Source organism: Pseudomonas sp. YuFO8 (assembly GCF_035065025.1).
In the GTDB taxonomy this organism is placed as follows: Bacteria; Pseudomonadota; Gammaproteobacteria; order Pseudomonadales; family Pseudomonadaceae; genus Aquipseudomonas; species Aquipseudomonas putida_AE.
This window is the reverse complement of sequence record NZ_JAXDEQ010000002.1, coordinates 1-14,011: the sequence shown is the minus strand read 5'-3', so window position 1 is coordinate 14,011 and position 14,011 is coordinate 1. Positions and strand designations below refer to the sequence as shown.

Sequence of the window (14,011 nt, the reverse complement as noted above, 5' to 3'; positions counted from 1 at the left end):
TCGTCAGTATGTCGCTCGATAAGCGCAAATGAGCCGCCATACCTGCACAAAAAAACCATTTCAGGACCGGTACTACGCACCCGTAGGAAACGTCCTTCGGTTTCTTCCCGCAATCATTCCCCCAGCACGCCAGGGGAACGATCAACTGTCTTCATTCAGGGTTAACAATCACCGGTGGCATGGTCGTTGGTGGCTCTTCCCTGGGTGGCGGGTTGCTGCCAGGCGGATCCTGTTCGGGTACAGGCTGCGGATCGCTGGGTGGAATCACCGGGTTATCGATGTTCGGATCGGGGGTTTCGGCCGGGAATGGATTGTTCATTGTTCATCTCTCCAGTGGCACATGGCGTGAGTCGTGCTTAAGTTGGTTGACCACTGCGTGGAGGATTTGATTCCCGGCAGATCCTGCTGAACTTTTACCGGCGGCCGGCGCTCGGAACCTAAGTGAGTTCATTCCAGGGTGAAGTGCCCGGCGGGATGAAAACCAGACATCAGACACCAGACACAAGAGCGTCCATGGGGCGTAAAGGAGTGATGCTCGATGACTGCTGAAAAACCGAATGAACTGAGCTACAACCCGCACATGCCGCTTTCACAGGCACTGTTACTGCCGCGAATCGTGATTGAAAATACCCTGCCGACCCTCGAAGGCGGGCAGTTTGCGGTCAAGGCCGTGGTCGGCCAGGACGTGGTGGTGACCAGCAAGGTGTTCGCCGACGGTCACGACAAGCTGGCCGTGCGGGTGCGCTGGCGGGCCGAGGGCGATGAGGTCTGGCAAAGCGAGGTCATGGCCGACCTGGGCAACAACGGCTGGCAAGGCCAATTTCGGGTCGAGAGCCAGGGCCGTTATGTGTTCTGCATCGAAGCCTGGATCGACCAGTTCGCCAGCTTTCGCTACGAACTGGAAAAAAAGCATGCCGCCTTGGTACCCGTCAGCCTTGAGCTGCAGGAAGGCCGCCTGCATGTCCAGCAAGCAGCCGAGCGCGCCGAAGGGCAACTCAGCGAAGACCTCGCGGCATTGCACCATGAACTGTCGGGCCTGCTCGAAACCGAGCAGGTGGCGTTGTTCCTGCACCAGCGCAGCGCGCAGTTGATGGCACAGGCCGATCATCGTGCCTACCTGAGCCTCAGCCCGGAGTACCCGGTGGACGTCGAGCGCCAGCTTGCGCAATTCGCCAGCTGGTACGAACTGTTCCCGCGCTCGATCACCGACGATCCCAAGCGCCACGGCACCTTCAACGATGTGCATGCACGGCTGCCGATGATCCAGGACATGGGCTTTGACGTGCTGTATTTCCCGCCGATCCACCCGATCGGCCGCAGTTATCGCAAGGGGCCAAACAACTCATTGACGGCCGGGCCGGACGATCCAGGCAGCCCCTATGCCATTGGCAGTGAGGAGGGCGGGCACGAGGCGATTCATTCGCAGCTGGGCACCCGCGAAGACTTCCGGCGCCTGGTGGCGGCGGCTGCGGACTACGGCCTGGAGATCGCCCTCGATTTTGCCATCCAGTGCTCCCAGGACCATCCATGGCTCAAGCAGCACCCGGGCTGGTTCAACTGGCGGCCCGACGGCACGATCAAATACGCCGAGAACCCGCCGAAAAAATACCAGGACATCGTCAACGTCGACTTCTATGCCGTCGAGGCGATCCCCAGCCTGTGGGTCGAGCTGCGCGACATCGTCGTAGGGTGGGTGCAGGAGGGCGTGAAGATCTTTCGCGTCGACAACCCGCACACCAAGCCGCTGCCGTTCTGGCAATGGCTGATCGCCGACGTTCGCGCGTTGTACCCGGAGGTGATTTTCCTCGCAGAAGCCTTTACCACCCCGGCGATGATGGCGCGGCTGGGCAAGGTCGGTTACTCCCAGAGCTATACCTACTTCACCTGGCGCAACACCAAGGCCGAGCTGGCGACCTATTTCACCGAACTCAATGAATCGCCGTGGCGCGAATGCTACCGGCCGAATTTCTTCGTCAATACCCCGGACATCAACCCGGCGTTCCTGCACGAATCCGGGCGTCCCGGTTTTCTGATACGCGCAGCGCTGGCGACCATGGGTTCGGGGCTGTGGGGCATGTATTCGGGGTTCGAGCTGTGCGAGTCGGCGCCGGTACCGGGCAAGGAGGAATACCTCGACTCCGAGAAGTACGAGATCCGCCCCAGGGACTTCAATGCCCCCGGCAACATCATCGCCGAGATCGCCCAGCTCAACCGCATTCGCCGGCAAAACCCGGCACTGCAAACTCATCTGGGCCTGAAGGTCTATAACGCCTGGAATGACAACATTTTGTACTTCGGCAAGCGCAGTGCCGATGGCAGCAATTTCATTCTGGTGGCGGTCAACCTCGACCCTCATAACCCGCAAGAGGCGAATTTCGAGTTGCCGCTGTGGGAAATGGGTTTGCCCGATGACGCCAGCACCCAGGGTGAGGACTTGATGAGCGGCCATCGCTGGACCTGGCACGGCAAGTACCAGTTCATGCGCCTGGACCCGGCGTATCAGCCGTTCGGGATCTGGCGGATTACTACCTCTTAGATACACCACCGACACCTGTAGGAGCCGGCTTGCTGGCGATGGCGGTGCATCTGACAACTGGATGGTGCCTGCCGCACCGCTATCGCCAGCAAGCCGGCTCCTACAGGGGTAGTGGTTAATTCGAATTCAACAGGAGTTTCAAATGGCGAAGAAACCCAAGGCAGCCACTTTCATCAAGGATCCGCTCTGGTACAAGGACGCGGTCATCTATCAAGTTCACGTCAAATCCTATTTCGACTCCAATAACGACGGAATCGGCGATTTTCCCGGTCTGATCGCCAAACTCGACTACATTGCCGACCTCGGCGTCAATACCATCTGGCTGTTGCCGTTCTACCCCTCGCCACGCCGCGACGACGGTTATGACATCGCCGAGTACCGGGGCGTCCACAGCGACTACGGCACCATGGCCGACGCCAAGCGCTTCATTGCCGAGGCGCACAAGCGTGGTTTGCGGGTGATCACCGAACTGGTCATCAACCACACTTCGGATCAGCATGCGTGGTTCCAGCGCGCCCGCAAGGCGAAAAAGGGCTCGGCAGCCCGGGACTTCTACGTCTGGTCCGATGACGACCAAAAATACGACGGCACCCGCATCATTTTTCTCGACACCGAAAAATCCAACTGGACCTGGGACCCGGTGGCCGGCCAATACTTCTGGCACCGCTTCTACTCGCACCAGCCGGACCTGAATTTCGACAACCCGCAGGTCATGAAAGCCGTGCTGTCGGTGATGCGCTACTGGCTCGACATGGGCATCGACGGTCTGCGCCTCGACGCGATCCCGTACCTGATCGAGCGCGACGGCACCAACAACGAGAACCTGCCCGAAACCCACGACGTGCTCAAGCAGATCCGCGCTGAAATCGACGCGAATTATCCGGACCGCATGTTGCTGGCCGAGGCTAACCAATGGCCGGAAGACACTCAGCTGTATTTCGGCGACACCGATAAGTCCGGGCTGAACGGCGACGAATGCCACATGGCGTTCCACTTCCCGCTGATGCCGCGCATGTACATGGCGCTGGCCCAGGAAGACCGTTTTCCGATCACCGATATCTTGCGCCAGACCCCGGAGATCCCGGCCAATTGCCAATGGGCGATTTTCCTGCGCAACCATGATGAGCTGACTTTGGAGATGGTCACCGACAGGGAACGGGACTATCTGTGGAATTACTACGCGGCCGACCGTCGCGCGCGGATCAACCTGGGGATTCGCCGGCGCCTGGCGCCGCTGATGGAGCGTGATCGCCGGCGCGTGGAGCTGCTCAACAGCCTGTTGCTGTCGATGCCCGGCACGCCGACCTTGTACTACGGTGACGAGATCGGCATGGGCGACAACATCTACCTCGGCGATCGCGACGGCGTGCGCACGCCGATGCAGTGGTCCATCGACCGCAACGGCGGGTTCTCCCGTGCCGATCCCGCCAGCCTGGTGCTGCCGCCGATCATGGACCCGCAGTACGGCTACCTGTCGGTCAATGTCGAAACCCAGGCCGGTGATCCGCATTCGCTGTTGAACTGGACCCGGCGCATGCTGACGGTACGCAAGCAGTCCAAAGCCTTCGGCCGCGGCACCTTGAAGATGCTTTCGCCGAGCAATCGCCGGGTGCTGGCCTACACCCGTGAATACACCGGGCCGGACGGCAAGCACGAAGTCATCCTGTGCGTGGCCAACGTTTCGCGCAGCGCCCAAGCCGTGGAGCTGGACCTGTCGGCGTACGTTGGCATGGTGCCGGTGGAGATGCTCGGCGGTAACGCGTTCCCGCCCATTGGCCAGTTGAGTTTCCTCCTGACCCTGGCGCCTTACGGTTTCTACTGGTTCGGCCTCGCCGCGGAGAACCAGATGCCGAGTTGGCACGTGGAACCGGCGCAAAGCCTGCCGGATTTCACCACCCTGGTGCTGAAAAAACGCATGGAAGAGCTGCTCGAAGCACCATCGCGCTCCACCCTGGAGCAGGCCATCCTGCCGAACTGGCTGCAGAACCGCCGCTGGTTCGCCGGCAAGGACGCGGCCATCGAACAGGTCAACCTGGCCTACGGCGTGCGTTTCGGCGATGCGCAGCACCCGGTGTTGTTGAGTGAAATCGAAGTCACCAGCGCAGGCGTGACCAGCCGCTATCAACTGCCGTTCGGCTTCATTACCGAAGACCAGGTGGGCGCCGCATTACCCCAGCAACTGGCTCTGTCGCGCGTGCGCCGAGGCCCGCAGGTCGGTCTGATCACGGATGCCTTCAGTCTGGAAAACTTTATCCGCACGGTGCTGCAAGGCATGCACGACAACAGGGTGCTACCGTCGGACGGCGGCGAGATCCGTTTCGAACCCACTGCGCAGCTTGCCAAACTGGGCCTGACGGCGGAGTCGGATGTGCGTTACCTGTCCGCCGAGCAATCCAACAGTTCGGTGGTGGTCGGCAATAGCCTGGTGTTGAAGCTGATTCGCAAGGTCGCATCCGGCGTGCACCCGGAACTGGAAATGAGCGCGTACCTGACCGCTGCCGGCTTCGCCAATATCTCGCCTCTGCTGGGCTCGGTGGTGCGTCGGGATGCAGCGGGCGAAGACAACCTGCTGATGATCGCCCAGGGCTACCTGAGCAACCAGGGCGATGCCTGGGAATGGACCCAGAACAACCTGGAGCGGGCGTTGCGCGACGAGCTCGCCGATGCCATGTCCGAGCAGGAGCAGCACTACAACGCCCTTGGCGAATTGAAGGATTTCGCTGCCATGCTCGGCCAGCGCCTGGGTGAAATGCATCAGGTGCTGGCGGCGTCGAGCGACAACCCCGACTTTGATCCGTACATCACCACGCAAAAGGATGCGCTGGCGACGGGCAAGGATGTGGTGGCACAAATCGAGCATGCGTTGAAGTTGCTCAAGCAGCATCAAAATGAACTGAACCCGGCGGACAAAACCCTGGTCAGCCGTTTACTGGACCATAAAAAGGCCATACTCGGCCATGTCCAGGAGCTGGCGAAAAAGACGGCGGGTGGCCTGCGGATCCGTGTGCATGGCGACTTGCACCTGGGCCAGGTGCTGGTGATCAAGGGCGATGCGTACCTGATCGACTTCGAAGGCGAACCGGCACGTCCGCTGCCGGAGCGTCGAGGCAAGCACAGCCCGTACAAGGATGTCAGCGGCGTGTTGCGTTCCTTCGACTACGCGGCGGCCATGACCATCAATGTGCACAACGTTGATAACACCGACCAGGCCCAGGCAGCTCGCCAGCGAGTCGGCGATCGTTATTTGAGTGAGGCAAAACAGGCATTTATCCACGCTTATCGGCTGGCGGCAGCTACGCTTGGCCATGCGTGGCAAGATCCTGAAGGCGAAGATGCCGCTTTGGCATTGTTCGGTCTGGAGAAGGCGGCTTATGAAGTGGCCTACGAGGCGGAAAATCGCCCCGGTTGGCTGCCCGTGCCGTTGCACGGTTTATATGGATTATTGAGTGGGCTTAAACCCTTTTCCGATCTTGGTGGAGAGTAGTCATGAGTTTCTCGAACAAGGAAACGGGTCATCATCACAGTGAAGCGCTGCTACCCAAAGCGCGGGATATCGATGCGCTGGTGCGCGCCGAGCATCGCGATCCCTTTGCCATTCTCGGTCCCCACGGCGATGGCGCCGGCGGACAATTCATCCGGGCCTATCTGCCGGGTGCCTTGAGCGTGCAGGTGGTGGCCAGGGATTCCGGGGAAGAACTGGGCAACCTTGAAGCGACACAGACCCCCGGGCTGTTCGCCGGTCATTTCCAACGGGCACAGCCGTATCTGTTGCGAACCCGCTGGGCCGGTGGCGAGCAGATTGCCGAAGACCCCTACAGTTTTGGCCCGTTGCTCGGCGAGATGGATTTGTATTTGTTCGCCGAAGGCAACCACCGCGATCTGAGCAGCGCCCTGGGCGCCCAGTTGAAGACCGTGGATGGCGTCGATGGCGTGCGCTTCGCCGTGTGGGCACCGAACGCCAGGAGGGTGTCGGTGGTGGGGGACTTCAACGGCTGGGACGGTCGTCGTCATCCGATGCGCCTGCGCCACCCCACCGGTGTCTGGGAGCTGTTCATTCCACGCCTGCAAGCAGGGGAGGCCTACAAATACGAAATTCTCGGCAAGGACGGGATCCTGCCCCTCAAGGCCGATCCCATGGCGCTGGCGACCAGCCTGCCACCGGACACCGCCTCGAAAGTCGCCCCGCCGTTGAAGATCGACTGGCAGGATCAGGACTGGATGGCGTCCCGCGGCGAGCGTCAACGACCGACGGCGCCGTTGTCGATCTACGAACTGCACGCCGGTTCCTGGCAATGCGAGCTGGATGACCTGGGCGAAGTCGCCCGCCAGTACACCTGGCCGGAGCTGGGCGAGCGCCTGATTCCGTACGTGAAAGAACTGGGCTTCACCCACATCGAGCTGATGCCGATCATGGAGCACCCGTTCGGCGGTTCCTGGGGCTATCAATTGCTTTCGCAATTCGCCACCAGCGCCCGCTACGGCACCGGCGACGAATTCGCCGCCTTCGTCAATGCCTGCCACCTGGCGGGCATCGGCGTGATCCTCGACTGGGTGCCGGCGCATTTCCCCACCGACACCCATGGCCTGGCCCAGTTCGACGGCACCGCGCTGTACGAATACGGCAACCCCCAGGAAGGTTTTCACCAGGACTGGGACACCCTGATCTACAACCTCGGCCGCACCGAAGTGCACGGCTACATGCTGGCGTCGGCGTTGCACTGGCTCAAGCATTTCCACGTCGATGGCCTGCGGGTCGATGCGGTGGCGTCGATGCTGTACCGCGACTACTCGCGCAAGGCCGGCGAGTGGGTGCCTAATCGCCATGGCGGCCGAGAGAATCTCGAGGCCATCGACTTCCTGCGTCACCTCAACGACGTCGTGGCGCTTGAAGCCCCCGGGGCGCTGGTGATCGCCGAAGAGTCCACGGCCTGGCCGGGTGTCAGCCAGAGCACGCAACAGGGCGGTCTGGGTTTTGCCTACAAGTGGAACATGGGCTGGATGCACGATTCGCTGCATTACATCCAGCAAGATCCGGTGTACCGCGCCCATCACCACAACGAACTGAGCTTTGGCCTGGTGTACGCCTGGTCGGAGCGTTTCATCCTGCCGATCTCCCACGATGAAGTGGTGCACGGCAAGCACTCGCTGATCGACAAGATGCCCGGCGACCGCTGGCAGAAATTCGCCAACCTGCGGGCCTACCTGAGCTTCATGTGGACTCATCCGGGCAAGAAACTGCTGTTCATGGGCTGCGAGTTCGGCCAATGGCGCGAGTGGAACCACGACCAGCAGCTTGATTGGTATCTGTTGCAGTACTCCGAGCACAAAGGCGTGCAGAAGCTGGTGAGCGACCTCAACCGGCTGTATCGCGAAGAGCCGGCGCTGCACGAGCAGGACGACGTACCGCAGGGCTTCCAGTGGCTGATCGGCGACGATGCGATCAACAGCGTCTACGCCTGGATGCGCTGGAGCAAGGACGGCCAGCCGATCCTGGTGGTGGCCAACTTCACGCCGGTACCGCGCGAGGCCTATCGCGTCGGCGTGCCGTTTGCCGGGCAGTGGAGCGAGGTGTTCAACAGCGATTCGTCGATCTATGCCGGGTCCAACTATGGCAACAGTGGCGGGGCAACGGCCGAGGCAACACCGAGCCATGGGCAGGCATTGTCACTGGCGTTGAATCTGCCGCCGTTGGCGGTGTTGATGTTGCGCCCGCAAGGCTGATCAGGCGCCGTCTTCGCGGGCGATACGACGTGCCCGCGAAGCGCCTGCGTTGGGAACTGCTGAGTACCGGCAGTTTCCCTCACCAACGCATCCTTACCCCGAGGCTGCCAATCAGCCCGTTCAAATCATTGTCATCCACATCACTGCTGTAGTCGGCGCTGACGTACAGGCTCACGGTGGGTGTCATTCTGGCGACCAGACCCAAGCCCAGTTCGACCGTCGAGGAGTTGCGGCTGCTGCTGATCTTGTCGACCTGGTCGAGGGAAACGGTATTGCCGGTGTACACCGTGTGCCACAAGTTGGTGCGCACATAGGGTTCAATGGGCAGGCCGTTGATGTCGTAGCTACCTTTCAACTTGGCACCGACCCGGCCGCTCCACGAGGAGAGGTCGCTGGAGGAGGCGTTGCCGGAACCGGCATAGGGCGTATCCAGGGTGATGCGCTGATTGATCAATTGCGCCTGGGGTTCGACCACCCAGTTCTCACTGATGCCGATCGGGAACCCGCCTTCGACCGAGAGCGTCACCGCGCTACCTTCGGTAATTTGTCGGGCGCCTTGTTCATTGCGGCTGTAACCGTTGACCCGACCACCGCTGGCCGACAGATCGACGTGCCAGCCCTGTGGGCCGGTCAGGCTGTAGTAGGCGCCGAGGCTCTGCCCCTGCAGGTTGAGGGTGTCGTTGCGCGGGTCCGATTGCGCGCGATTGGTCATCAAGCCGTTGCCGGTGCCGTGGAACTCTGCAGTCCCGCCGATCAGGCCGACCCGTTGTGTATGACCGCTATTGCTTCGCAGGGTCACAAGGGCCGGGCTTTTATGTTCGCCGGAGCCGGGGATGGAAAAACCCTGGGCCAGGGCATCGGTTTGTGCCTGGCGCGAGGCCTGGCCATAGAGTTGATCCCAGGCACCGGGCGCGGCGTCTTCGACGGTCAGGCTGGAACTTCGGGTATCGGCAATCGGGCTGAAATGGCCGGGATAGGAGCTGGCGAGTGCGGGCAAGGTGAGCACGGGGATATCCTGGCGATACCAGGGGGTCGTTTCTTCCTCGGCGGGGGAGGCTTGCACTTCCATCGACGAACACAACAGCAGGGTACTGGAAACGGTGCAAATACTGACGCGGATCTCTTGTGAGGTGAATGAAGTCTTCATGGAGGTCTACCTTGCAATCGCATGCGGTATCTCGCTCTGGCGTCTCTCCTACCCCGAGTGAGGGGCGACCGAAGGAATTAGGGCAAGCCGACGCCTGCCCGTTTTCACGGGTGGCGGCGGTTGGTCCTGATGGTGATTCCGGGGTAGTACCGTGAAGTCAAGAAGACCCCTGCCATTGCGTCAAGAAAATGGCCGATAAATGGTAGGGGTATTTCAGATCATATAAGTGACTGATTTACGACGCCTCCCTAAGTTCTTGTTTATTGGTTGAAACGTCAAAAAACTCGCGAGCTAGAGCCGTTTTCGAGGCTTACCAACTCACCCTGACTCCCACGTTACCGCTCATTCCACGCAGTGGGTTGCTGTCGATATTGCTGCTGTAATCGGCATTGGCATACAGGCTCACAGCGGGCGCAAGGGTGAGGATGGCACCGATGCCCAGATCGGCCGATGAGGTGCGTTGTTCGGTCTTGATCTCGGTGCTGTCGCCGAATGTCACGGTGTCCGTTCCCGACATTGTGTGCCACAGGTTGGCGCGCAGGTAAGGTTCCAGCGGCAGGCCGGCAACTTCGTAGCTCCCCTTGAGCCGGGCGCCGAGGCGGCCGGTCCAGGCCGGGTCGGAATCGAACGACACCCTGGAAATACCGTCGTCCTGACTCTTCAGCTTAACCTGCTGATGGATGACCTGTGCCTGAGGTTCGAGCACCCAATTGTCTGCCACTGCAAAGGGGTAGCCGGCCTCGACCGAGAGGGTCGTGGCGTGGCCGTCGTTGTCGATTTTCAGGCCACGGTCGGAGTGGCTGTCGCCGTTGAGCCAGCTATACATGGCCACGGTATCGACATACCAGCCCTTGGGGTCGATCAGGGTCCAGTAGAGCCCGAGGCTGTCGCCTTGCAACTCGACCTTGCCGGCGCGCTGGTCATGGAAACCCTGGTTGAAACCGTCGACATCACCCTGCAAGCGACTGTGACCGACGAAAAAACCAGTGCGCTGGGTTTGCCCGGTGGACGTTTGCGAAGCGAACAGATCGTTGCCCACCTGGAACCCGTTCAGCGAGCCGTCGAGCCGTGGCGTGACGGTACCGGCCCAGGTCTGGTCGAAGTTTTTCCCGTAGGCCCGACCCCAGCCCGCACCAAAGGCACCGGTTTCGTTGAGCAGTCGTTGGTCACCCTGTCGATCATGGAAGGTGCCGAGCGCCGTCAGGGCCAGCTGCGCGGCCGCCGGTGGCAATACGGACCAGACCGGGACTTCCTGACGGTACAGGGGAATGGGCGCTGCACCGGGTTCAGGGACCGGCAATGGCGGCGAGCCGACGGCCGCTACCGGCGTCGCGAGCGGCGCCGCGTCCGGGGGTACCGGAATCGGTGGCAAGGCAGGATTGGGGTTAGGCACCGAGACCGGTGCAACCAGAATCGGTGGCAAGGTGGGATCCGGGTTGGGCACTGCGACCGGTGCTACCAGGATCGGTGGCAAGGCAGGATCCGGGTTGGGCACCACAAGCGGTGGAACCAGAATCGGTGGCAAGGCGGGGTTCGGATTCGGCACCTCGACCACTGGCGCGGCCACTACGGATGAGCGCAGGAACCAACTGTTTTCGCTGCCAGCGGTGACGCCGCCCTTGAACAGTTGGTAATCGAAAGCGCCGGCCGATAACGGGGTTTTTAGCGTAAAGGCGCCACTGTCGCTGATGGCCGTTCCCTGGGCCTGGACAACCTGAATGCCGTTTTGCAGGGTTGCCGCACCCGTGCCACCCAGGTTGTTGACGGTAATCGAGGTGGTGCCGGTCAAGGTGCCGTCTTTGACCACCAGTTTGTCACTGGGGGAACTGTCATCGCCCAGGACGCTTTGTACCCACAACTGGCCGCCGTTGCCCGCATAGTTGCCCTGTACCGTCAGGGTGTCGCTGGTGCGGCTATTGCCGCTGCTCAGGTCGATGACCCCGGCGTTGTTCAGCGTCGCACGCTGACCTGCGGTAAACGGGGTGAGGCTGCCCTGGGTCGAAGTCACGACACTGCTACTGTCGATGTTGAACACGCCGCTGCCAGTGTCGCTGTCACCCAGGACGAAGTTGCCGTCGAAGTCGAACCGCGAGCCTTTGTCCAGGTTGACGGTTTCCCAGTTGGTGTAACGCGCAGCGCCGCTGGACGTGGTGTTATCGAAGGTCAGCAGGTCGCTGCCGTTGCCTCCATCTATGGTCGGCGTCTGGGCCAGGATGGTGTCATTGAGATTGCGCAGGGTTGCCTGGTCATTGCCATCTCCCATCAGGATCGCCGAGCGGATGATCCCGCCGCCTTCCCAGGTCAATGTGTCATCGCCCACGCTGGTACGGATCTCGCCGACGATTTCGCCGCCGGTCACCGTAATGCTGTCGTTGCCACCGCTGACACTGATGTTGCCGCCAATCCGTCCACCGGAAACGATGATGGTGTCAGTCCCGAACCCGGTGACCAGATTGCCGAGGATCTGCCCGCCAGACATGTCGAACAGATTGTTATCGAGCTTCATGTCGACCCGGCCGATGCTGCCGCCGGTCATCCTGGCGGTGTCGCCGTCTTCGAAGGCGCCCGTGATGGTGCCTGCGCTCATCTCGAAAAAGTCGCGACTGTCGCCCTGGGCCAGCGACTGGAGGGTCCCGCCGCTCATGACAAAGGTATCGACGCCATTACCCTGGTTCACCGCCCCGGTGACCTGGCCGGCACTGATGTTGAACGTGTCGCTACCGTCGCCCTGATTGACGATCCCGGTGATGACGCCGGAATTCATGCCCAGGGTGTCGTTGCCGGCGCCGAAGGTCACATTACCTGTGATCGAGCCGCTGCCATTGGCGGGAAAACTCAGGCTGTTGTTACCGGCAAGGTCAGTCAGCGGCCCGCTGTTGCCGCTGTCGCAGACGAAGTTGTCGTTGCCGGGGGAGGGGGTGAGGTTACAAGCCGCGTTAGCGGGCAGTGACCAGCCCATGCAGAGCCAGATGGAAATGGCACAGGCGCTGTAACGGTAGTTGGGCAGTTCTTTGCAAAGCTTCATGCTCGTCTCCGCGTAAGAATCGGCACCCTGTGTCTTGCCAGCAGGGCAAGGCATCAAGTGCATCGGCAGCGCGAGTTGCGAGACATCATCAGGAAGGCAAAACCTTTCGGGCAACGACGGCTACGGGGCCTGTCCGCACGATTCGTTCGAAACGGACGGGAGCACCGTAGCAGGTGTTTTTTGGGGTATCTACTGTCACAAATGACAGGTAGAGATCAGATCAGACGCATCACAGATGTACTTCGACCGCCAATGGCAGGTGATCTGACAGGTGCGTCCAGGGCTTGTGGCTGAGGATCTTCGGCTCATGGCTGCTGGCGTTGCGCAGGTAGATCCGGTCCAGGCGCAGCAACGGGAATCGGGCTGGGTAGGTCTTTGCAGGACGGCCATGGTGGCGTTCGAAGGCTTCGTGCAAGTAGTCGCGACGGGAGAGGGCGGCGTTGCCCTGCAACTGCCAATCGTTGAAGTCGCCGGCGATGATCACGGGCGCCTCATCGGGCAAGGATTCGAGCAATTGGCAGAGCAACTGCAGCTGCAACTGGCGATGACTCTCCAGCAGGCTCAGGTGCACGCAGATCGCATGGACCTCGGCGTGACCCGGCACGTCCAGCACGCAATGCAGCAGGCCACGGCGTTCGGGCCCGGTAATGGAAACGTCGAGGTTGCGGTATTCGCGGATCGGGTATTTGGACAGCAGCGCATTGCCGTGGTGACCGTCGGGGTAGACCGCATTGCGTCCGTAGGCGAAGTCGCTCCACATGCTGTCGGCCAGGAACTCGTACTGCGACATTTGCGGCCAGTTGTTGTAGCGCGAGGAATGGCGCTCATGTTCACCGACGACTTCCTGCAGGAACACCAGGTCGGCTGAGGTGCTGCGTACCGCATCGCGCAACTCCGGGAGGATGAAGCGCCGGTTGAGTGCGGTAAATCCCTTGTGGGTGTTGACCGTCAGCACGCGCAGTCGATGGATGACCGGGGGGTTGTCCAACGGTATTGAGCCAAGGGTCTGGCGATTAGAGTCGCTGCTCACTTTCACTCCTCTGAATCCGGGTTGCTTATGTATGCGACTGATCTGGCAGCGTGCAGTTCAGCTCTTTTGCGTACTTATCTATTTCCTTGGTTTTCGCGGCTATCCCCGATCAAACTGTAGGAGCTGGCTTGCCAGCGATGGTCGTCAACGATGACGCACACTGTCTGAGTGACGGTGTTGTCCAGATTTTTTTCGGTCAACACATAAGAGGTCGGCTGTCAGGCCGCCTTCGCTGGCAAGCCAGCTCCTACAGTTTGATCGGCGTACATCTGCAGGGGATTACTCGGCTGTCAGGCCGCCTTCGCTGGCAAGCCAGCTCCTACAGTTTGATCGGCGTATATCTGCAGGAGATTACTCGGCTGTCAGGCCGCCTTCGCTGGCAAGCCAGCTCCTACAGTTTGATCGGCGTATATCTGCAGGAGATTGCTCGGCTGTCAGGCCGCCTTCGCTGGCAAGCCAGCTCCTACAGTTTGAACTGCCCCCCAAAAGTTGGACACCGATCCTGACTTTTGGGGTGTTCCAATGGGCAAGTATTCCGTTCAGTTCAAAATC

The 14,011-nt window shown here is 60.9% G+C and carries 8 protein-coding genes; 3 read left to right on the top strand and 5 right to left on the bottom strand.

Annotation, left to right across the window (positions count from 1 at the left end; genetic code table 11):
• Positions 1–151 precede the first annotated feature (151 nt).
• On the bottom strand, positions 152–319 hold the full coding sequence (locus tag SOP95_RS01895; RefSeq protein WP_274077323.1) for a hypothetical protein: 168 nt from the start codon (positions 317–319) through the stop codon (positions 152–154).
• A 219-nt stretch (positions 320–538) separates the two neighbouring features.
• On the opposite strand from SOP95_RS01895, the gene SOP95_RS01890 reads away from it, so the two are divergent.
• The 3 genes from SOP95_RS01890 (at position 539) to glgB (ending at position 8,257) form a co-directional block, all read left to right on the top strand.
• Positions 539–2,536 carry an alpha-1,4-glucan--maltose-1-phosphate maltosyltransferase gene (locus SOP95_RS01890; protein ID WP_274077322.1) on the top strand — a complete coding sequence of 666 codons (1,998 nt, stop codon included), beginning with the start codon at positions 539–541 and terminating at the stop codon, positions 2,534–2,536.
• A 142-nt stretch (positions 2,537–2,678) separates the two neighbouring features.
• Positions 2,679–6,020 (top strand): maltose alpha-D-glucosyltransferase, encoded by a 3,342-nt coding sequence (treS, locus tag SOP95_RS01885; RefSeq protein WP_323605753.1) that lies wholly within the window; start codon positions 2,679–2,681, stop codon positions 6,018–6,020.
• A gap of 2 nt (positions 6,021–6,022) precedes the next feature.
• The gene (glgB, locus tag SOP95_RS01880; RefSeq protein ID WP_323605751.1) at positions 6,023–8,257 is read left to right on the top strand and encodes a 1,4-alpha-glucan branching protein GlgB; all 2,235 of its coding nucleotides are present in this window, start codon (positions 6,023–6,025) and stop codon (positions 8,255–8,257) included.
• 79 nt (positions 8,258–8,336) lie between these two features.
• On the opposite strand, the gene SOP95_RS01875 is transcribed toward glgB, so the two are convergent.
• From SOP95_RS01875 to SOP95_RS01860, 4 genes are all read right to left on the bottom strand, one after another.
• Entirely contained in the window at positions 8,337–9,404 is a 1,068-nt protein-coding gene (locus SOP95_RS01875) for an autotransporter outer membrane beta-barrel domain-containing protein (protein WP_323605749.1), read from the bottom strand.
• A gap of 310 nt (positions 9,405–9,714) precedes the next feature.
• A complete protein-coding gene (locus SOP95_RS01870; RefSeq protein ID WP_323605747.1) occupies positions 9,715–12,429 on the bottom strand; it encodes an autotransporter outer membrane beta-barrel domain-containing protein in 2,715 nt (904 codons plus the stop codon).
• 229 nt (positions 12,430–12,658) lie between these two features.
• Entirely contained in the window at positions 12,659–13,459 is an 801-nt protein-coding gene (locus tag SOP95_RS01865; protein ID WP_274077317.1) for an endonuclease/exonuclease/phosphatase family protein, read from the bottom strand.
• 351 nt (positions 13,460–13,810) lie between these two features.
• A partial coding sequence (locus SOP95_RS01860; RefSeq protein ID WP_323605743.1) for a hypothetical protein occupies positions 13,811–14,011 on the bottom strand: 201 nt, incomplete at its 5' end.